This window comes from Chryseobacterium sp. NFX27 (assembly GCF_049887855.1).
In the GTDB taxonomy this organism is placed as follows: Bacteria; Bacteroidota; Bacteroidia; order Flavobacteriales; family Weeksellaceae; genus Chryseobacterium.
The window spans coordinates 130,374-150,632 of sequence record NZ_JAGEKK010000004.1 but is presented as its reverse complement, the minus strand read 5'-3'; the positions used below and the strand labels follow the sequence as shown (position 1 = coordinate 150,632).

The following is a 20,259-nucleotide window of genomic DNA, read 5'->3' as shown; positions in this document are numbered from 1 at the left end:
TCTGCATTCTTATTATTCTAATTTCTGTTTTTTGAACATTTGCGGATTATAGTTAATGATAAATACCCCCACGATAATCAATACGGCAGCTATAATAAATTTAACACTGATTTCTTCATTAAGAATCAGCCAGCTTAAAAATATGGAGATGAGGGTATTGATATAGGCAAGTATCGATATCTGCACCGGCGAAACCTTGGTTAATGCATAATGAAAGGCAAAAAATGCTGCTACAGAGCCAAAAACAGACAGATAAAGCATTGCAGATATGCTTTTTATACTCCAGTTCCCAAAATTATAGTTTTCTGAGAGCAGAAATGCAAGAATAATCTGTACCACGCCGGCAAACAGAAACTGATAAAACAGATTCAGAAAAATATTGCCACTCTGGATATTCATTTTTTTCGTAAAGATGGTCCCTGAAGCCCAGCCTGCAATGGCAATAAACAGAAACAGAATACCTAAGGCATAGTCCGGATTTTTAAGATCATGAATCCCATCCCAAAATATGAAAACAATTCCACTGAAAGACATGATGACCCCGATAAAAGCTCTTGGATGAAACTTCTGGAGTCCTAATGCCAGGCTTCCCACGAAAACGAGAATAGGTGAGCAGGCACTAATTAGGGAAGTCAGGCTGCTGGTAACCTCTTCTTCCGCTACTGTTGTCATTCCGTTCGCAATGATCAGCATTAATGTCGAAAAAATAAGCTGGTATTTCAGGTTTTTCCAGCCAATCCATTTAAACTCTTTCCTGTACAGGAGAATCAGGAGCATAATAATGGCAGCCAGAAACTGACGGATCCCGGCTACAAACCATGCAGGAATAGTTTCCACTGCTACCCTGATGGATAAAAAGGTAGTTCCCCATACAATAGCAACGGTCAGTACTGCAAAAGTAAGTTTATAGTCTTTCAAATTGATAGGTATAAAGGCAAATATATCCTAAATAAGTTCTATTTTATGGATACAGATGCTGTGATTTATAGTGATACAGATGGAAAATTTGGGCCAAAATGAGTACGTTGTTCATTTTTTCTGAGATAAGATATTGTAACGGCAGGTTTTAATTTTTTATCTTTGACAATCTAATAAAAATTGAAGATGGTAGGAATTATAATGGGCAGCCAGAGCGATCTGCCGATCATGGAACAGGCTGCAAATTTTTTGAAAAGCCTTGATGTTCCATATGAGCTGACGGTAGTTTCGGCACACAGAACACCTGAAAGGATGTTTGACTACGCGAAAACCGCTAAAGAAAGAGGTCTTAAAGTGATCATTGCAGGAGCGGGAGGAGCAGCACATCTTCCGGGAATGGTAGCCAGCTGTACCACATTACCCGTGATCGGGGTTCCTATCTTATCCAGCAATTCTATTGATGGGTGGGATTCTGTCCTGTCTATCCTTCAGATGCCGGGCGGAATTCCTGTGGCGACGGTCGCTTTAAACGGAGCTTTGAATGCCGGAATTTTAGCTGTAAAGATCCTGGGAAGTGCAGACGATGCAATTGCAGAAAACCTTCAGAAATATCAGGATTCTTTGAAAGATAAAGTATTGGGAACAGTTGATGATATTAAAGCTCAGCATCCGAATCAATATGATAAGTAATATAACTGTGAATAGTCAATTGTGAATTTTAGATTTGTTGTCTTTCTTATCAGGTAAAGTGAATGACTTTCTTTTAAGTTATAGATTTATAAAACAAAAACGCTCCGATATCCGGAGCGTTTGTTATTATTCCTGGGCCATATTGTCCCTTGTATTTTTCTGAACTGAAATAGCGCCAAAAAGAGCGAGGAGAAATGCAAATGCATAAAACCCTTTTTCACTTGGAAGTATAGTGGCATTCCAAAGCCCTATCGCCAGTAAGACAATGGAAGAAAGCGTTGCAAACCAGCAGATCCCATAATAGATATCCGTTACCGGGATATTTTCCAATCTGTCACGAACGGCTTTCTGCAGGGAAACTACGGCAAACAGGCCATAAAGAAGGATGGTGAAATAATATCCTTTTTCATTCAGCAGCATTTCTGCTCTGGCAAGACCTACGATGAAACCTATCATTCCTGCTCCCAATGCTACCCAAGATGCGGCTACGAACGCATTTGATACTCTTTGTTTTTTCATTAATTAACTGTTTTATTTAAGAGGCTAAATATATTCATTTTTTCTAAACTTAACAGTCGTGGTATCAAAATATGGGTAAAATACGGGTATGCGAGTAACTGGGACTTCATTAGCCCCGATAGCAGCGGTTACCCCGCAGTATGTCCTGGCTTTAGCTTTGGAGCGAGGAGTAGAAGCGGATAGCGGGAAACAGCTGCAAAAAAAATCCCACTATATTAAATAATGGGATTGTATATAGATTGAAATAAATCTTAATATCTGTAGTATTCAGGCTTGAATGGCCCTTTTACATCTACACCGATATATTCAGCCTGTTCCGGAGAAAGAGTTTCCAGTTCAACGCTTAATTTTTTAAGGTGTAAAGCAGCTACTTTTTCATCTAAATGCTTTGGAAGCATATACACTTCATTTTTGTACGCTGCGGAATTGTTCCACAATTCGATCTGAGCTAATGTCTGGTTAGAGAAAGAATTGGACATTACAAAACTTGGGTGACCTGTAGCGCAACCAAGGTTTACCAATCTACCTTCAGCAAGGATGATCACTTCTTTACCACCTTCTAATGTGTAGATGTCTACCTGAGGCTTCACTTCAGATTTTGTCTGACCGTAGTTTTTGTTTAACCAAGCCATATCGATTTCATTATCGAAGTGACCGATGTTACAAACGATCGCTTTATCTTTCATTTTAAGGAAATGTTCTCCTCTTACAATGTTAAAGTTACCTGTAGTAGTGATGATAATATCAGCGTTGTCTACAACCGTATCCAGTCTTTTTACTTCATAACCGTCCATAGCAGCCTGAAGCGCACAGATTGGGTCAATTTCAGTAACCGTAACGATAGAACCAGCTCCTCTGAAAGAGGCAGCAGTACCTTTACCTACGTCTCCGTATCCGCAAACTACCACTCTTTTACCGGCAAGCATAACGTCTGTAGCTCTTCTTACCGCATCTACTGCAGATTCTTTACATCCGTATTTGTTGTCGAATTTAGATTTAGTTACCGAATCGTTTACGTTGATAGCCGGCATTACTAAAGTTCCGTTCTTCATTCTTTCGTACAGTCTGTGTACACCTGTAGTGGTTTCTTCAGAAAGTCCTTTGATGTCTTTTGTGAATTCAGGGTATTTATCGAAAACCATGTTCGTTAAATCTCCACCATCATCCAAAATCATGTTCAATGGTTTTCTGTCTTCACCGAAGAATAAAGTCTGCTCAATACACCAGTCAAATTCCTCTTCATTCAGACCTTTCCAGGCATAAACGGGAATTCCTGCAGCAGCAATAGCAGCAGCAGCGTGATCCTGAGTAGAGAAAATATTACAAGAAGACCAGGTAACCTCAGCTCCTAAAGCCACCAATGTCTCGATAAGCACGGCTGTTTGGATAGTCATGTGAAGACATCCTGCAATTCTTGCTCCTTTTAAAGGTTGGGATGGTCCGTATTCTTCACGGATAGACATCAAACCTGGCATTTCTGCTTCGGCAAGGGTAATTTCTTTTCTTCCCCATTCTGCTAGGGATATGTCCTTCACTTTGTAAGGAACGTATTGTGTTGTAGTACTCATATGTAATGAATAAGTTTAAATTCAGTTGATAACGAAATGCAAAATTACAATTAATAATTAAGATAAAAAAACGGCAGGCTGAGTTAGACTTTATGAGATTATACATAGTTTAATATTATTTAGTCTTAATATAAATAACTACTTTTGTTCAGATAAATTTTATACTATGAATCATACAAATGCCAAGGAAGAGGCCAATAGAAAGGCAAAGCCGGTTACTCCAAAAGTAAAGGAACTGATAGAACGTACCAAAAGTATGATTTTGGCTACGGTAGATGCTGAAGGAATTCCTAATTCCAGCTATGCACCTTTTGTACAGATAGGTAATACATTATATATTCTGGTATCTTTTATGGCAAAACATACCAAGAATCTTGCAGACGGCAGAAAAACTTCTGTGATGTTTATTGAAGACGAATCTGCAACCAAACAGATCTACGCCCGCGAACGTCTCACCATCGAGGCCACAGCATCGCAGGTAGAAAGAGATTCTGAAACCTGGAACACTGTTGTTTCTAAGCTTAAAGAAACTCACGGAAAAGTGGTTGATGTTATTTCTGATATGGGAGATTTCATTCTTATTGCTCTGCAGCCTGTAAAAGGTTCTTATGTAAACGGATTTGGAAGTGCTTATTTTGTTGATGAGAATCTTGAGATTCTTGAGCACAGAAATGATGTGAACCATCAGTCGAAATAAATATTAGAAAGATGGGAGCGGGGAGATGGAAGTTTATCATGGTTAAATAAAGGACATTTTTTTGTTTAAAAGATTCATTGTCATCAAAACCTAAAGTCAATGGCGTCTATGAAGAGTAAAGTAACTTCCATCTTCCGGCTCCCATCATCTATTCTCTTTCCACTTCCACATCTTTTTACTACTTTTATCGAATAAAAAAACGATGCCCCTTTACCGAGACTTTTCAGATGACAATGCCACGATTCTTGTATGGAAATATGATGAAAGCGAAGAACTTGACATCAATGAGCTTCTGGAACCTGAAAATGCAGAAAAGGTAAAAGATTACCATCCGAAAAAACTTCTGGAGGTGCTCATGGTCCGTAAACTTCTGAAAGGTTTAAAACCTCATTCCAAAATACTATATAAAGAAAGAGAGCCTTTCCTTTCACCTAAAGATGCGGAAGTTTCCATCACCCATTCATTTCCCTTTGCAGCTATAGCGGTTTCCAAAAATAAAATAGGCATTGATATTGAAAAATTCAATCCAAAGATCCTAAGGGTCATCGATAAATTCACCTATGAAAATGAAAGAGGGTTCATCCCTGAAAATAATGCCCCGGCTTTCTATACTATTATATGGAGTGTAAAGGAAAGCATGTACAAGATTCATCATTCCAAATACTGGTCTCTCAAGAAGAATTACGAAGTAAAGCCGTTTGAGCTCAAGCATCTTCATAAAATAAGCTGCAGGGTTTATGACGAACAGTTTTCAGATGAGTTCAAGGCGAGGGTGGAATTTTTTGATGACTACTGCTTTACGATTGTGGAGGAGTAGCATCTGCTTCGCTTCTGTATTTTTCAATCACTTTTCTCTGTTCTTTAGCTACATCGTAGATCAGTTCCAGGATATCGTGGATGTTTTTAAGCTCCGTTAAATGTGATATTTTATCGGGATCCCTTCTGTCAACCAGATCATTTTCCTCGATTTCTGTTTTTCTTTTCGAAAGCATATCTTCAATGGAAGAATCTTCCGGTTCCAGACGGCTTTCCATTTTTAACACTTCATTGATCTCGTTTCCATGTAATAAAACGGAAGTTTGCTGCATTTCGGCTTCAATCTTTCTGCTCCAGCTTTCGGCATCTATTTCAGGATACTTTTCATTGTTTTTAGAGTATTGGGAAAGGGAAGCGGTATAAGCTGTGATCAAATGTGATGTTGCAACAAACTGGTGGACGACTTCCAGTTTTTTCTGCTGGTTCTTCGGTTCAGAGATCATTCTCTGGAAGTTGTCGGAAAGGTTAGCCAGAGAAATAATAGCATTTTTCCGCTTTACTTTATAATCTTCTATATCAAAATTTCCCTGCAAGAATTTGGAAATAACACTTTTAAAATAGATCAGGTTATCTGCTGCAGATTTTTTCATCAGATCAAGGTTCTGAGTATGTTCCCATACAGGAAGAACAATATATGATACGGCAAAAGCAATGACTCCTGCAATAATGGTATCCAGAATCCTGTCTTTAAAGATCACATTTACATTTCCTGGATTTAAAAAGTTAAAGCTCAGAAAAACATAAATGGTCATAAAAAGGACAGCCCAAAAATAACGGCCTTTCAGAAAACTGAAACACATGATCATGCTTAAAAGCAGAATAGTAAATAAAAGACCATTGAAGTGTATAAAATGTAGAATCGTATAGGCAATAACTGCACCTGCAATGGTTCCGTATAAACGGAGAAGATTTCTCTTTTTTGTAATGGAGTAGGCGGGCTTCAATATCGCTGTAATCGTGATCAGGATCCAATAGGTATGACCCAGACCCAGAAAATCGAACATAGAGAAAAGATAACCTACAAGCAGGGCCGTGGTAATTCTTATCGCATGTCTGAAATGAGAGGATGAAAGCGAAATATTATTCTTTAAAACTTTGAAGTTGAGCTTTTCTTCATTAGGCATGAATTTTTTTAAATCTAAACCGGTGGAAAGACTTTTAGCCAGTTTTACATCCTGGGAAAATACTTTATAGATCTCGTTGATCTCTTTTGTAATCTCGTTGATGCGCATCAGAATCTGGCGGAGGATCATGAAATTTTCCAGATTATCAGGCGTCATCTGTTTATTACGTAAATCAAAATAATGAACGTTAAGGTTTTTCAGCTCATGCTCCAGATCGAATATGGATCTTGCCCTTGTTCCGATCTGTAGCGAGATTCCTATATTGGTAATTTCTTCGGCAAGCAGGTTGAGGTAGTCGTGGATATTGACCAGGATCATACTGTCTTCAAAGCTCTGCTGCAGTTTCTGATAATCGCTTTCAGAGGTCATCAGTTTTTCATGAAGGTCCATGGAATTCAAAAACATCAGCATCAGTAACCGGCTGGTGGTGGTTGATTCATTAACGATGGTTCTCGTTTTGAAAACGGTTTCCCTTGTTTCTTCCTGAAGGTTTTTGATCCCGATCTGTTTGGCAATGACCTGAGTGGTAAGCTTATCAAAATCAGGATTTTTCTGGTAATAATTAGCTTTGATCTTTAAAAATTCTGCGAGCTGCAGGTAATTTTCCCCGATCATCTGCCCCGCCAGTTTATAAGGCTGGATAGTGGTGACTATAAGGAAAATCAACAAAAACCAGATACAGCCGGACGCAAAGATCAGCAGGCTCTTAAAAATATTACCCCCGGTAAGATGTCCGTCAATAAAGATTGCCATTACAACAAGAGATAACGAACCCACGGCGGCAAGCCTTTGTCCATAGACTCCGATAAGAGAGAAAAACATTCCGAACACAATGATTTCCAGAATGACCAGAACTTTAAAATTCATAATCATGCTGGCGATAAATGCAACGAACACAAAACAAAAAATAGCAAACGTTAGTGCATTTCTCCTTCTTATAAAAGGCCCGGGCTGATCACAAAGTGCTACAAAGCTGGTTCCGAGGGGAAAAAGAAAGTATTCTTTTAAAATTCCGAAGTGGGCAAGGACTAAACAGGGCAGAACGGTTGCCAGCGTAATTCTGATCGCAGAATATACATATTGGCTGGTAACAAATTTTTTGAGTTCTGCTGAATAGTTCATACTACAAAATTAATTATTGAAAACAAGAAACGCCTTATAAAAATGAGACTTTTGCAAACTTATATATTATATTTCTTTAATAATTTGTCAATTGGCAATTTGGATCGTTGTGCTTATGGCGAATCTGGTATGAAAGATTGTACTGTTCGCCGTAAAATTATGAATGGTGAATAAGCTGTGCTGTCAATTTTCTTTGCAGTGAACTTTCTTTTTATTCCTCAACAAATTCACTAGTCACTTGCGAAGCAAATTCACCATTGTCCAGTCGCTGACTCAGTGCAAACAAAAAGCCCCATTAAAAAATGAGGCTTTTGTATTTGAGGTATTAAATATTTTAATAATCTACATTAGATGTTTCATCACCAATATTCCAGGTAAGACCGAAACGGAGGGTGTTATCTAAAGCCGTATTGATTTTTGACATATTGATCAGATAAGAAAGATCAAGCCCGAAAGAACGGTATTTCAATCCGATACCTGCTGTAGCGAACTGTCTTGCTCCCTGCTCTTCGCTTTCGTGGAAGTAACCTGTTCTTACTGAAAAGGCATTGTCATAAGAATATTCCAAAGCACCACTCATCATGATAGAGTTTTTATTTTTGAAAGATTTTCCGATCCCTGCCATTACGCCTACGTTAGGAATTTCATATCTTGGCTGTCTTGTGTTTGGATCTATTCCTACATATTCAGAGCCCGGAACCAATATTTTTGAACCTTCTACACTAATGCCGATCTTGTTCATATCATCCAAATACATATCATATCCAAGTCCAAGTCTTGCCATAGTAGGCAGGTAAGATCTGGATTCTTCATTTCCTGTATAGTCTAATTTCGGACCTAAGTTCTGAACTGCGAAACCTGCGTTCACTTTACCGTCATATCCTCCGAAACTTGAAAATCTTGGCGAAGTATAGTATCCTGAAACGTCAACTGCAAAAGAGTTGGCAGCTTTAAGGGTCGTATCTGTGTTGAAACCTCCGGCTAAATCTGAACGGATGAATCTACCGGTAACAGCCATTGAGTAAGAATCAGAAAGTTTCAGACCGTAAGCAACGTCAATGGAAAACTCATTAGGTTTTGATGTCCCCATAGAAGTGACTTCTGAACCTACCAGCTGAGTAAGATCTACCTCACCCATGTTGAAATAATAGATACTTGCAGAAATAGTGGATCTTTCTTCCTGTCCTAAAAATTTATGGAATGCACCATATAGTAAAAATACATCATTGGTAAGTTTTCCCATATAAGGTGTATAGTTAAGACCTACGGAAGAACTTGTTCTGCTAAAAGGATATTTTGCCGCATTCCAGAATTGTGAAAATGCATCCGGTGAAGTTACCACCCCTTGATCTCCCATACCTCCAGCTCTTGCATCTGGTGCAATTCTCAGAAAGGGAGCTCCGGTCAATACTGGATTTATTTTACTTAAATCTTGCGAATAGCCTAAAAAACCAGCACTTAAACCAAATCCCAAAAGCAGTTTAGTAGTTAAATTCATATGTTGTCTTTTATATATTATCAGTTTTTTATAACAATTATTATCTATGTATTATTTAATTTATTTCAAAAGTACCATTTTTTCTACAGCTGTAGCACTTCCTTTGCATTTTTCTTGATTTTGACTTTTTGCAAATATCTTAAAAATATACGTACCTTTTGCAACAGTTGACCCAAAATCATCTCTTCCGTCCCATTCTATTGCCTGGCGAGGGGTTCTAAAGCCCTGTAGGAACGGTTCTGCAACGACAGGCTGAGATAATGTTCTCACTAATTTTCCTGTTATCGTATAGATCTGAACATTTACATCTAAAATATCATCGCAGTTATGTTCAAACTGGATGTATGTTTTATTGGTAAACGGATTCGGCCAGTTCAGCGGTCTGTTAATGATCAGATGCTGATCGGTTTCATCCTTAACTTCAAAGTTTAACGTAGACGTTGTTGAATTATTGTTTATGTCCCAAACTTTAAATGTTAACTGGTGTTGCCCAATTGCTAAATTCCTGAAAGGGTAGGTTACATTTCCTTTCTGATAGTCGGCAAGACTTGGATTAAGACATCCGTTTCCTTCGCCTGAAGCAAAGAAATCATTCAGGACAACCGTATTGATGATCTGCCCGTCAAGATAAACAGTAATATCGTGACCTACACCAGAACCTGTGGAGTTGATCCCCGTGTCATCTGTAACACAAGCCAAAAGCATAGGATTCTGGTTGGTGATTCCACCGTCTGCAAAATTTGTATTATTCATATACAGTTTTACTTTTGGAGGCTCGTTATCGTTGATCCCGTTCGGGTTGATATCTCCCACCTGTACTGCCTGGTTATTGAATACATCCATTGCTTTATTGTCCGCATAGCCCAGTATTCTTCCTTGTCCTACGGCATAGTTGATATCCTTCGGAACATAGAATTCTACAGTGAATACTCCGTTTACTGCGGTTCCTGAAGCCTTAACAATAGCACTTCCTTCTTCTGTGTAATCCATGACAGGCGATAATACTCCGTCATTATTCAAAGTTTTTTTGTTCAGTCTTTTATCAAAAATATTGATAGAAACCCTTCCGTTGAAAGTGGTGTTTACCGTTCCGTTAGGATTGTTGATATGACCTTTCACTTTAATGAAATCCAGACCTCTGATCAATCCCGGAACCGGAGATTCTATATTGTCTATAACAAGCTGCCTTTGAGGTCTGCTCAGTTTCATCGCCGGATCTCCAAGTAAATTTACTTTCAGATGGTCAATATTGGCTCCTTTTTGTTTTTTAGCATTTAAATGGGCATATCCTAAAGTTTCAAAATCGTCGCCGATCAGTTTGAAAATATTCTTGGTATAAAGATCTGTAAAGTTACGTCCGTAATCTACTCCAATGGCACGGCTTGATGTGATCATGGCGGCAGCACCTCCCTGTTTAAGTTTAATAAACTGTTCCCCTGCAGAAGAAGTAGCCGGCTCATCCCATAATGTAAATTCACAGGTAATGGTAGAGACAAACGGAAATCTGCTGTAAACATTGGAAAAGTTATTGGAGTTCTGAATTTCCGTACTTGTAAGTACCCTTTCCTGTGCCCATCCGTTGATACCTCCATGTCCGAAATAGAACAGATAAAGACTGTTCCCGATATCATTTGAAATAGCCTGAGTCACCTGAGGAAATCTTTGTCCGGCCGCAGTACTTTGGGCAGGGAAAGCATCCAGATATAGTTTTCTTACATTATATTCTTTCAGATCCTGCTGACCAGGGACTTCAAAAATACTGGACAACGTATTATTCATTACTTCATGGAACGGACTTCCGCCGTCTTTATCATCATCTACTACAAAATCAAGCTTCATACGCCATTCTCCGAAAGGAGAAGACTGGCCGGGAAGAGCGTTGTAATAGGCAAGGGTTTTACTGACCATATTTCCTGCTTCAGTTACATTGGCTGCGGGAATTCTGCCTACAGGAATATCAGGCAGGTTGTTTTCAATAGAAGATGCAGTCTGTGGCTGGGTCATTACAATATAGTCATCGGTTACAAAAGAACCGACAAAGTCAGCTGAATTTTCACCATGATATGCAGAAACGATATTGGAATTGCCGGAGATTCTGTTTTTATAGTCATATGAAGCATCTCCCAAAATGAATACAAATTTAAGTCTTCCGCTGTTATTAAGTTTTGTTACAAAATCCCTTATTGCAGTAAGATCCCTGCTTCCGCTTCCGAATTCATTATAGATCTTGGCAGCATCCACGATTTCTACTGTATAATTATTTTTAGTCTGATGGTAGCTGGCCAGTCTCTGTGCCTGTCCCATCATTTCAGGAACTGTAATGATCAGGTAATCTACATTCTGCAGTCCGGAAAGATTCTGATTGGCAACTCTTTCTACAAACTGTGGGTTATAAGCTGCATCAGCGCGGAAAGCCACAAATTCATTGTTGAAATTGGGATCAGAAGTAAAATAACCGAAGTTAAAACTGCCTGCACCCGCTTTATTTACTCTTCTGTTGGCATTGGAAATATCAGTTACATCCCATACCTGCTCAAGATTGGTAGCATTGGAAATACCGAAGCCATATTGTGTATTGGTTCCGCTGGTAAGAGAGAAATCCCTGAAGTTCATCTGGGAGCCGTTGAAGGTAAGGTTTTCCTTATACTGTACTTCTGCATAATCAAAATGGAAAGCTCCGTTAGGATTTACAGAAATATTGGGGGCATAATTAAGGGTAATCTGGTTTCCGTTCAGATTGGATATCGTTCCGTCATATCTTAATTGATAAAAATCAAATACATAATTATTGGTATTAGCCGGAACCGCCTGAACTATTGGATTTTGGTTGTTGATTTTAAATTCAACAGTATTCTGCTGGGATCTATAACCTACCACCTGTGTTCTGTATCTGATAACATCACCAGCCTGTATTGGTGAATTGGTGGTAAAAGTAACGGCTTTGTCTGTTGTAAACGGTGCTTCTTCTACCCAGATCCGTCCTACTTTTAAGAGATTCTTCTGGTCATTGTTGATGACCTGGTAGTTATCATATCTTGTTATCAGATTACCGGCCGGGAGATTGACATCCACCGGCTGAACTCTTTTGCCTGCGCCTTTATCGAAATTAATAAAATAATAAGAAAAATCTTCATATATATTTTTGAGATTATTGCTCCTGTCCATTCTTGTATCCACTCTCTTGAAACCATCTCCGTTGGATGTATCATAGAGATTATATCCGTTTGGTCCCTGAGCATAGAATAAAGCATAATCCCCGTCATTCCATACACCGTCTTCTTCACCCACTACCTGAATCGCATTTTCCTGAAGTGCGGTGTATTTTGTGTCCAAATTGTATTCGGGAAGCATAACCCCGCCGTTTCCATAAATTCTGAAGTTTTTCGGATTTACAGAAGCAGGATTAATGCCGTTATCTTTTAAAAACTGTGTTGTAATTTTAAATATCCCGGACTTGTCTACTTTAATCTTATAAAAGCCACCGCTCGAAAGAGGGTTCGCTGTACTTCCCACTTTGCTTACATTTCCGGATCTGAAATTGTTGGGAGCAGCTGTTTCAGAAATATTAAATGAAGAAAGTCTCTGGATACGTCCCTTTACATTCTTAAACAGAGACACACTTATGCTTGCATATCTTTCTCCTTCTAAAGTATAATAACTAACATCTGCAATGTCGTAATCCGGCAGTCTGCCCTTATCAAGATCATACAAATCCTTAGTGGAAATATTTTCCCAGGCCAGGTCTGAAACTTTCAGCTGCTTTTCTCCTATTTTTTGTTTGGTTATGATAAAAACATTATTTTGGCTGAACGAAAAACCTTCATTTTTGAAATTTGGAAGATTTAATTTTGTGTCACCAAAATCTTGGATTTTAGAGCCTTCCCATTCTATGGCTTTTCTCTGGGCCCAAAGTGTTGATACAAAAGAGAATAGTAATAAAAAGGTGATTTTTTGTTTCATGTTTATTATTGAAATTTCTGAATTACAAATAAAATGAAAATTTTAGAATTAAATTGTGATACAATAAAATTAATTTGTTAACGTTTTTCAAAAAAATCAAATGTTTACTTGATTTATTGAATAATTTATTTTTTCTTTGTACTTTGAAAATATTTATATCGACTATGAAAAAACTAAAGTTGTTTTCATTAATAGCATTAAGTTCTACACTTGCATTAACCAGCTGTGGCGGATCCGGAACCAGCAAAGGAGGCGGTACTAAAAAATTTGTCAGCAAGACGGGTTGGAAACCAAACGAAAAACAAGGTTGGTTTTTTGCAGGAAAGCAACAAAAACAGAAGGGGTGGCCAGGAATGGTATATGTAGAAGGTGGAACTTTTACAATGGGATTAGTGAAAGATGATGTTATGCATGATTGGAATAACACACCGCGCAGAATGCAGGTAAGTTCATTCTTCATCGGAGAAACAGAAATTACTAACTACGAATACCGCGAATACCTTACATGGTTGAAGTATGTATTTCCACCAAGTGACCCTAGCTTCAAGGAGATCTATAACGGCGCTTTGCCAGATACTCTTTTATGGGACAACAAACTAGCTAGAAACGATTATAATGAAACGTATCTTCGTTCTCCGGAATTCGATTACTACCCGGTAGTAGGCGTTTCATGGACTCAGGCGAACAGATACTGTGAATGGCTTACAGACAGAGCGAATGAAAAAGCTTTAATGCAAGCCGGAGTTATTGCTAAAGATTTGTACATCAACGAATCCAATAACCAGGGCGGAACTGCATTCAACATGGATAAATTCAAAGCGAATGATCCGGAAATGCAGGGATATATCAACGAGAAAAGAATGCAGCAGAAATCTGGTATGAAAACAACCAACCAGAGACTTCTTTCTGCAAACAGAGCTCCCAATGCTTCAATGGTTCAGAAGTTCAGACTTCCTACCGAAGTTGAATGGGAATATGCTGCTCTTGGTATGGCTAAAAACAGAGAATACAACCAATACCTAGGTAAAAAACCTGAGATCGAAAGATTAAGAGGTACCAAAGGAAGAGATAAAGGAATGTTCCTTGAAAACTTCAAAATGGGAAGAGGTGACTATTCAGGTATTGCAGGATGGAAAAACGACGGAGCTGCACAAACAGCAGACGTAAGACAATATCCTTCTAACGATCTTGGAATCTACGGTATGTACGGAAACGTTTCTGAATGGACGGCTGACGTTTACAGACCAATTATTGATGAAGATTTCAATGATTTCAACTACTATAGAGGAAACATGCCTCAGGCTATTGTAAGAAACGGTGACGGAACTTACAAAATGATTGACGAAGGTACGATCAAGTATGATACCTTAGCAGACGGTAGATTAGTCTACAGAGGTCTTCCTGGACAGTTTGAAAGAGAAACTATTGCTGATCACAGAAACTACAGAGATGGTGACAGACAGTCTTCTTTAGAATATTACAGAGCTTCAGATTCAGCTTCTTCATTTGATATGTACAATGCTCCTCAGAGAAGATTTGTTGTAGATGCAGGTGGAAGAGTAAAACTTCAGAAAGATACCAGAGACAGAACGTCTGCAGTATCTAATGACGTAAGAGTTGTAAAAGGTGGTTCTTGGCAGGATACAGCATATTGGCTGGATCCGGGACAAAGAAGATACAAAAACGAAGGCAAAGCTTACGGATGGATTGGATTCCGTGTTGCACAGGATGCCAGAGCTAGTGAAAAAGGCAGAACTAGAAGATAATATTTATCAAAAAATACTTATAAAAAACCTTCCGGATTTCCGGAAGGTTTTTTTATTTTTGAAGTATGAATATAGAACAGTTTTATCCTTTATTTTTACAGTCAGATAAAGTGACGATCGACAGCAGAAAAGTTGGCAGAAATGATATCTTCTTTGCCTTTTCCGGTGAAAATTTCAATGCTGCAACCCTGGCAGAAAAGGCTGCTGATGACGGAGCTCTGGCAGTAATTGTAGAGGACCAGGAATTTGAAAATAAAGATAGAAATATCTTCTATGTTCCTTCTACACTGGAATTTCTTCAGCAGCTTGCTGTTTACCACAGAAATCAGCTTAAAATCCCTGTTATCGGGCTTACGGGGAGCAATGGGAAAACAACGACCAAAGAGATTATTCATGCAGTCCTTTCAGAAAAATTCAATGTCCAGTATACTTCCGGAAATTTAAATAATCATATTGGAGTTCCGTTAACCATTCTTTCCATTAAATCTGAGCATGAAATGGCAGTGGTAGAAATGGGAGCCAATCATCAGAAAGAGATTGAGCTTTTATGCACTATTTCACAGCCTGATTTCGGATATATCACCAACTTCGGGAAAGCTCACCTGGAAGGCTTCGGTGGATTTGATGGTGTGATCAAAGGAAAATCTGAGCTGTATGATTATTTGAAAACACACCATAAGACTATTATTGTCAATGAAAATGACCCGATACAGGCAGAAAAAGCGGGAAGCTATACACCTAAAATTACCTTTGGAAAAGATACTTCCGATTACCAGTTCGGATTGTTTTCCGAAGAACATTTTGTAGGAGTAGAATATAAAAACTCAAAAGCAGTTTCGAAGCTGACCGGAGAATACAACTTCACCAATTTATGTGCAGCAGCCAGCCTCGGCCTTCATTTCGGGATCAGCTTTGAAGAAATAAAACATGCGGTTGAAAACTATACTCCGACCAATATGCGTTCGCAGGTCGTGAAAAAAGAAAACACAATATTAGTCCTGGATACTTACAATGCCAATCCAAGCTCTATGACTGCCTCACTGCATAATTTTGTAACTTTTGAAGGCAGTAAGGCCATCATTATTGGTGATATGCTTGAATTGGGAGAGGAGAGTGTAAAAGAACACCAGGATATCTTAAAACTTGCCCATGAATTGGCTTTTGACCAAATCATTACGGTAGGAAAGTACTTTAAAGCCGCCAATTCTTCATCACTGTCTTTTGAAAATACGGCAGAGTTGATAGCATATCTTAAGCAGAATAAAATCCATGCAGAAAATATCCTGTTAAAAGGTTCAAGAGGAATTGCGCTTGAAAAGTCTATTGAATTTATTTAAGCTTTGAATCCCAGAATTCTTTTACGATTAATTTAATATTTTGAAAAGTGCTTGGGAAAACTTCATCTTCGATCTGGGTGGTGCTTTTCCAGGCAACTTCTGTAATTCCTTCTTCTATCTGCGGTTTTGAAGTGTCTTCACCATTGAAGTTCATTTCAAACCAATGGGTGCATTTAAGGATTTTTTCACCATTTCTTTCGATATAGATATGGTAGGTTGTATTGATGAATTTTACCAGCTCCACATTTTTCAGCCCTGTTTCCTCTTCAATCTCTCTTACAGCCGATTCTTCACGGGATTCGCCTTTTTCCATTTTGCCCTTGGGAAGATCCCATTTGCCTAACCTTTTAATAAAAAGCAGCTTTCCATCAGGGTTGCTGACAAGGCCTCCCGCAGCTTCTATGATTCTGAAAAGCTTTTGGAATTCGCTCCAGATTTCTTCAATATTCTCACCGAAAACATTAAGTTCTTTCACAGATGTATTTTCCAAAAGATCCAATGCAATCTCTAAAGTTGTGAAACTTTCGTACCTAAGTTCTTTTTCAAGAGGCTCGGGATGCTTAGACACTAATAATTTTTTTTCGTTCACAAAAACTTTATACATATATTTGTAAGAATTAAGAATTTAAATACAAAAATAAAAAATGAATTTAGAAGGACGAAAGATTATTGTCAATAAATCATCTAAAGACTTGTCTGAAATATTGAAATCGCCTGAAAACTATAAAGATTTTATGCCGGACGGTCTTCAGAAATTTGAAACCAGAGATAACGGGTTCAAATTCGGTCTTCAGGGAATGCCTGAAATTGCTTTGAAAATAGATGAAGTGAACGAGCAGAAAGCAGTTTTGAAGTCTGCAAGCTCAAGTTTGGATTTTACCTTGACGGCGGCTTTAAACCCTATCAACGAAAATCAAACTGAAGTTCAGATGCTTTTTGAAGGGAAATTTAATCCTTTTATCAAAATGATGGTAGAAAAACCGCTTCAGAATTTTATCAACACACTGACAGATAAGATCGAAGTTTACAAATAATATGAAAACCTTCAGCAATGGAGGTTTTTTTATGCCAATACCCCTGAGCTGTGATCTCCGGTACTGCCTGTTGCAGAAGAAAGAACATTGATCTCATTCTTCATCCTTAAAACTCCCATAAAGGCAAAAATAAGCGCTTCTTTATGGTCAATGATCTGCCTTTCCGGAATGATGACGGCAAATTCTGTTTTTTCTCTGATCTTATCGATAAGACACGTATTATAGCTGCCCCCGCCGGTACAGAGAACATTCTCTAAACGGTTTAAGCTAATCACGTTTGAGATCTGCTGTGCGACATGTTCAGTAAAGGTAGCCATAGCATCCGTTACATCGATATTCTCAAGGAGTGGGAAAATAGCTTCGTTGCACCATTCGATTCCTAAAGATTTAGGATGTGACTGGTGATAAAAGTCCAGGGCGTTAAGCTTGTTCAGAAGATCCTGGTCAATGTTGCCTTTCCGGGCTAAATCTCCATTTTCGTCAAAATTTTTATTGAATTTATTGGCAAGCCTGTTCAGGACAATATTGACAGGAGCAATATCAAAAGCTATTCTTTTGCCATTCTGTTTTAAAGATATATTGGAAAACCCGCCCAGGTTCAGGCATGCATCATAGTCGGAAAAAAGCAGTTCGTCGCCGATAGGAACTAAGGGTGCTCCGTTTCCTCCCATCAATACATCCTGGCTTCTGAAATCGTAGATAACCGGAAGTCCTGTTTTTATTTTGATGGCTCTGCCGTCTCCGATCTGAAGAGTAAATTTCTTTTTAGGCTGGTGAAAAACCGTATGGCCGTGAGAGGCGATCAGGTCGATGTTTTCAAGATGATTACAGCCAATAAATTCTCTGACCTTTTGGCCGAGATAAAAACCATATTCCGAATGAAGTTCCAGTAATTCTTCCGAAGATAAATGAATAGAGTTTCTGAGTTTGTCTTCCCAGTTTTTAGAATAGGGAAGGGTTTCGGCCTTTAAGATCTGAAAATTCCAGTCCTTCTTTTTTTCAAAAGAGGCAAAACAGATATCCAGACCATCCAGACTGGTTCCGGACATGAGCCCAATAGCCTGAACCTTCATATTATTGAGGTGTTTGTTTTTCTTCGAGTCTTTTGGTACTGAAATCCCCTGAATTATTGAAGAACGTATATTCGGAGAAATCATCTTTGGCTGTCATACCATTGGCACCAACCAGCGTAGAACCGTCTTCCATGGTAACATATACCGTATCTTTGGTGTAAATCCTTTTCTTCTTCTGATCCCAGTAAATACTCTGCATTGCAAACCGCTGCCCTTCATTGGTAGTAATCCTTACATCACCTTTGGCTTCGTAAAATCTTTTATATTCAAAAATGCGGGCATATTTAGCGGTGATCTTACCGGGTACTTTAGGTTTTTTCTTATCGAAAAATTCAATGTTGATTCCTCTTTTAGCCACTATATATGGACTGTCGATCAGTTGATATTTTTCAATAATCGGAGCCTTGGCTTTTAAAGATATAAACCCCGAGTCCCTTTGTATAATATTGGCATTATTAATAATCTCTGACGGAAAGTTCTTACTTTTGTTTCCATTGGCTTTGGTAAGATCTTCCTCACAGGATGTTAATATAAAAAATATAGCACAACTAAAAAGGCATGCTATATTTTTATATGATATTTTTTTTGAAAAATTCATTTTAGTTGTACAGAGTCTTTCTGAACCATCTGTCAGCAAAGTTGAAGCCGACTTTTAAGTTAATGAAATTCTGGTTGATCAGGTTGTTATCAAGAGTTCCTCTCTTTCCAAGTTCCACACCCAGTTCAAGACCGCTCATCCTTGTAATGCTGCTTGTTTTGAATGGAAGCAATACTCCGGCAGAGATTCCAAACTTATTGATGCTGGTACCATTTATCTTAAGGTTTCCTCTTTCATAGAAAGCTCCATATCGGTAGGTTACTCTTGAGAAATAGTTTCTGAAGTTATTATAATTCGGCAGATACCATCCTCCGGCAGAAACTCTGTAACTGTCCTGGAAGTCAAAAGTTTTTCCGAAATAAGAAATATCTTCCCCCTTTTTATAGTCAAGCTGTCCCGAAAAGAACCAGTGGTTCTCACTTCCGTATCCAACTCCTAAAGACGCCTGTAATGGAAGAAGGTTTTTAGAGCTTGTGCTTTTCTTATCTATAACGGTTTCTAAAGCTTTAACAGTTTGTGCTGCATCAGAATATACATAAGTACTGTTGATATACTCAGTAGTCATATTGCTGGTGTTACCAAATGTAGCCGTAGCCCCGATGGTGAGCTTTTTGTCAGTACGCGTATTGATGGTTTGGTAGCTACCACCAAGAGTGAAGTTAAAGTTTTTGATGCTGTTTTTGGTTTCATAACCGTTGATATATTCAGCATTAGAAACTCCGTCTTTATCAAAAGACCTAAGCTCATTCAAATCATAAAGATTTCCGAAATAAAGATTGGCTCTCAAACCTACTGCGAAATTCTGGTCGATTTTATATGAAATCGCAGCCTGCGCTGTATTCAAAGTTCCGCTTCCTTTAAAACGGTTGGTGTAATATCCGCTTAATGTTTGAACATTATCTACAGTTTCGTAGATTTTAGTAGTATTTAAAATTTCATAGCTCTTCGAGCTGTAAGGCTGATAAGATAGTCCCATCTTTACCTTTGGAGACAATGGAAATGCCAATGCAATATTAGAAAGATACGTAGAATGTTTGGTAGACTTCGTATCGTTATAATTTGTTTTGAAGTAATTGTTTTCGTTGGTAGCCTCCAGCCTAATGCTTGTAAGCTCGAAATTAGAGTTATTCGCAGGGTTTGCGAAATTGAAGCTGCTCGTGAAATCACTGATATAAGCAGTAGATATACCACCCATAGAGGCAGTTTCAATCGTATTATCATATTTTACATCTCCAATTCCATAAGTTGCATACGGAGAGTTACTTATACTCTGTGCATTTAGGAAGTATCCAACTGATATGAATGATACGGCAAAGATTTTTTTCATTCTTTATTTTTAAAACAATGCGCAAATATCTTAAATATTAATGAATTGTAAAAATTATATGTGGTTAAAGTTTGTTAAGGGGGATGAATAGCCATAATTATAGTGAATTGTTCATTGTGAATACGCTTTGCTCGTGATTTTTATACCTATTTATAAATTATCTTACTAAAATTCACCATTTACCTGCGAAGCAAAATTCACATTTCAGAAAT

Annotated in this window: 17 protein-coding genes; 7 read left to right on the top strand and 10 right to left on the bottom strand. The window is 38.2% G+C overall.

Translation table 11 applies throughout. The annotated features are described in order from the left end of the window. Positions 1–12 precede the first annotated feature (12 nt). Complete coding sequence (locus J4Q03_RS06270) at positions 13–918, bottom strand: DMT family transporter (RefSeq protein ID WP_426047352.1); 906 nt, start codon at positions 916–918, stop codon at positions 13–15. Between the two features lie 186 nt (positions 919–1,104). Here J4Q03_RS06270 and purE point away from each other — a divergent pair, with 186 nt between their 5' ends. Further along, positions 1,105–1,608, top strand: coding sequence for a 5-(carboxyamino)imidazole ribonucleotide mutase (gene purE, locus J4Q03_RS06265; protein ID WP_426047351.1), 504 nt, complete (start codon positions 1,105–1,107; stop codon positions 1,606–1,608). Positions 1,609–1,734: 126 nt separating this feature from the next. On the opposite strand, the gene yiaA is transcribed toward purE, so the two are convergent. After that, positions 1,735–2,127: an inner membrane protein YiaA gene (gene yiaA / locus J4Q03_RS06260; protein ID WP_034728978.1), complete on the bottom strand. Its 393-nt coding sequence runs from the start codon at positions 2,125–2,127 to the stop codon at positions 1,735–1,737. A gap of 88 nt (positions 2,128–2,215) precedes the next feature. On the opposite strand from yiaA, the gene J4Q03_RS06255 reads away from it, so the two are divergent. Next, a complete protein-coding gene (locus J4Q03_RS06255; RefSeq protein ID WP_426047350.1) occupies positions 2,216–2,350 on the top strand; it encodes a hypothetical protein in 135 nt (44 codons plus the stop codon). Between the two features lie 28 nt (positions 2,351–2,378). Here the strand turns inward: J4Q03_RS06255 and ahcY are convergent, their stop codons facing one another. Continuing rightward, complete coding sequence (gene ahcY, locus J4Q03_RS06250; protein ID WP_116013564.1) at positions 2,379–3,695, bottom strand: adenosylhomocysteinase; 1,317 nt, start codon at positions 3,693–3,695, stop codon at positions 2,379–2,381. A 166-nt stretch (positions 3,696–3,861) separates the two neighbouring features. Between ahcY and J4Q03_RS06245 the strand changes: the two genes are divergently transcribed. After that, a complete protein-coding gene (locus tag J4Q03_RS06245) occupies positions 3,862–4,392 on the top strand; it encodes a HugZ family protein (protein WP_426047349.1) in 531 nt (176 codons plus the stop codon). A gap of 202 nt (positions 4,393–4,594) precedes the next feature. After that, positions 4,595–5,209, top strand: a complete 615-nt coding sequence (locus tag J4Q03_RS06240; protein ID WP_426047348.1) for a 4'-phosphopantetheinyl transferase superfamily protein — start codon at positions 4,595–4,597, stop codon at positions 5,207–5,209. Here J4Q03_RS06240 and J4Q03_RS06235 read toward each other — a convergent pair. The 3 genes from J4Q03_RS06235 to porU all read right to left on the bottom strand — a co-directional run bounded on the left by J4Q03_RS06235 (position 5,190) and on the right by porU (position 12,912). Continuing rightward, positions 5,190–7,454: an FUSC family membrane protein gene (locus tag J4Q03_RS06235; protein ID WP_426047347.1), complete on the bottom strand. Its 2,265-nt coding sequence runs from the start codon at positions 7,452–7,454 to the stop codon at positions 5,190–5,192. The genes J4Q03_RS06240 and J4Q03_RS06235 overlap by 20 nt on opposite strands. Positions 7,455–7,788: 334 nt before the next feature. Continuing rightward, on the bottom strand, positions 7,789–8,952 hold the full coding sequence (porV, locus tag J4Q03_RS06230) for a type IX secretion system outer membrane channel protein PorV (RefSeq protein WP_426047346.1): 1,164 nt from the start codon (positions 8,950–8,952) through the stop codon (positions 7,789–7,791). A 60-nt stretch (positions 8,953–9,012) separates the two neighbouring features. Beyond that, the gene (gene porU, locus J4Q03_RS06225) at positions 9,013–12,912 is read right to left on the bottom strand and encodes a type IX secretion system sortase PorU (RefSeq protein ID WP_426047345.1); all 3,900 of its coding nucleotides are present in this window, start codon (positions 12,910–12,912) and stop codon (positions 9,013–9,015) included. A 164-nt stretch (positions 12,913–13,076) separates the two neighbouring features. Here porU and gldJ point away from each other — a divergent pair, with 164 nt between their 5' ends. Together gldJ and J4Q03_RS06215 are read left to right on the top strand one after the other, a co-directional pair. Beyond that, the gene (gene gldJ / locus J4Q03_RS06220) at positions 13,077–14,678 is read left to right on the top strand and encodes a gliding motility lipoprotein GldJ (protein ID WP_426047344.1); all 1,602 of its coding nucleotides are present in this window, start codon (positions 13,077–13,079) and stop codon (positions 14,676–14,678) included. A 65-nt stretch (positions 14,679–14,743) separates the two neighbouring features. Further along, positions 14,744–16,015: a UDP-N-acetylmuramoyl-tripeptide--D-alanyl-D-alanine ligase gene (locus tag J4Q03_RS06215; protein ID WP_426047343.1), complete on the top strand. Its 1,272-nt coding sequence runs from the start codon at positions 14,744–14,746 to the stop codon at positions 16,013–16,015. Here J4Q03_RS06215 and J4Q03_RS06210 read toward each other — a convergent pair. After that, positions 16,008–16,619: an NUDIX hydrolase gene (locus J4Q03_RS06210; protein ID WP_426047342.1), complete on the bottom strand. Its 612-nt coding sequence runs from the start codon at positions 16,617–16,619 to the stop codon at positions 16,008–16,010. The two genes, J4Q03_RS06215 and J4Q03_RS06210, sit on opposite strands and share 8 nt — an antisense overlap. 40 nt (positions 16,620–16,659) lie before the next feature. Between J4Q03_RS06210 and J4Q03_RS06205 the strand changes: the two genes are divergently transcribed. Then, the gene (locus tag J4Q03_RS06205) at positions 16,660–17,049 is read left to right on the top strand and encodes an SRPBCC family protein (RefSeq protein WP_426047341.1); all 390 of its coding nucleotides are present in this window, start codon (positions 16,660–16,662) and stop codon (positions 17,047–17,049) included. Positions 17,050–17,078: 29 nt separating this feature from the next. On the opposite strand, the gene J4Q03_RS06200 is transcribed toward J4Q03_RS06205, so the two are convergent. Genes J4Q03_RS06200 through J4Q03_RS06190 form a run of 3 tightly spaced genes read right to left on the bottom strand, consistent with a single transcriptional unit; the run spans position 17,079 to position 20,047 of the window. Further along, complete coding sequence (locus tag J4Q03_RS06200; RefSeq protein WP_426047340.1) at positions 17,079–18,122, bottom strand: anhydro-N-acetylmuramic acid kinase; 1,044 nt, start codon at positions 18,120–18,122, stop codon at positions 17,079–17,081. 1 nt (position 18,123) lies between these two features. Continuing rightward, on the bottom strand, positions 18,124–18,720 hold the full coding sequence (lptC, locus tag J4Q03_RS06195) for an LPS export ABC transporter periplasmic protein LptC (protein ID WP_426047339.1): 597 nt from the start codon (positions 18,718–18,720) through the stop codon (positions 18,124–18,126). A gap of 1 nt (position 18,721) precedes the next feature. Then, the gene (locus J4Q03_RS06190) at positions 18,722–20,047 is read right to left on the bottom strand and encodes a hypothetical protein (RefSeq protein WP_426047338.1); all 1,326 of its coding nucleotides are present in this window, start codon (positions 20,045–20,047) and stop codon (positions 18,722–18,724) included. Positions 20,048–20,259: the final 212 nt, after the last annotated feature.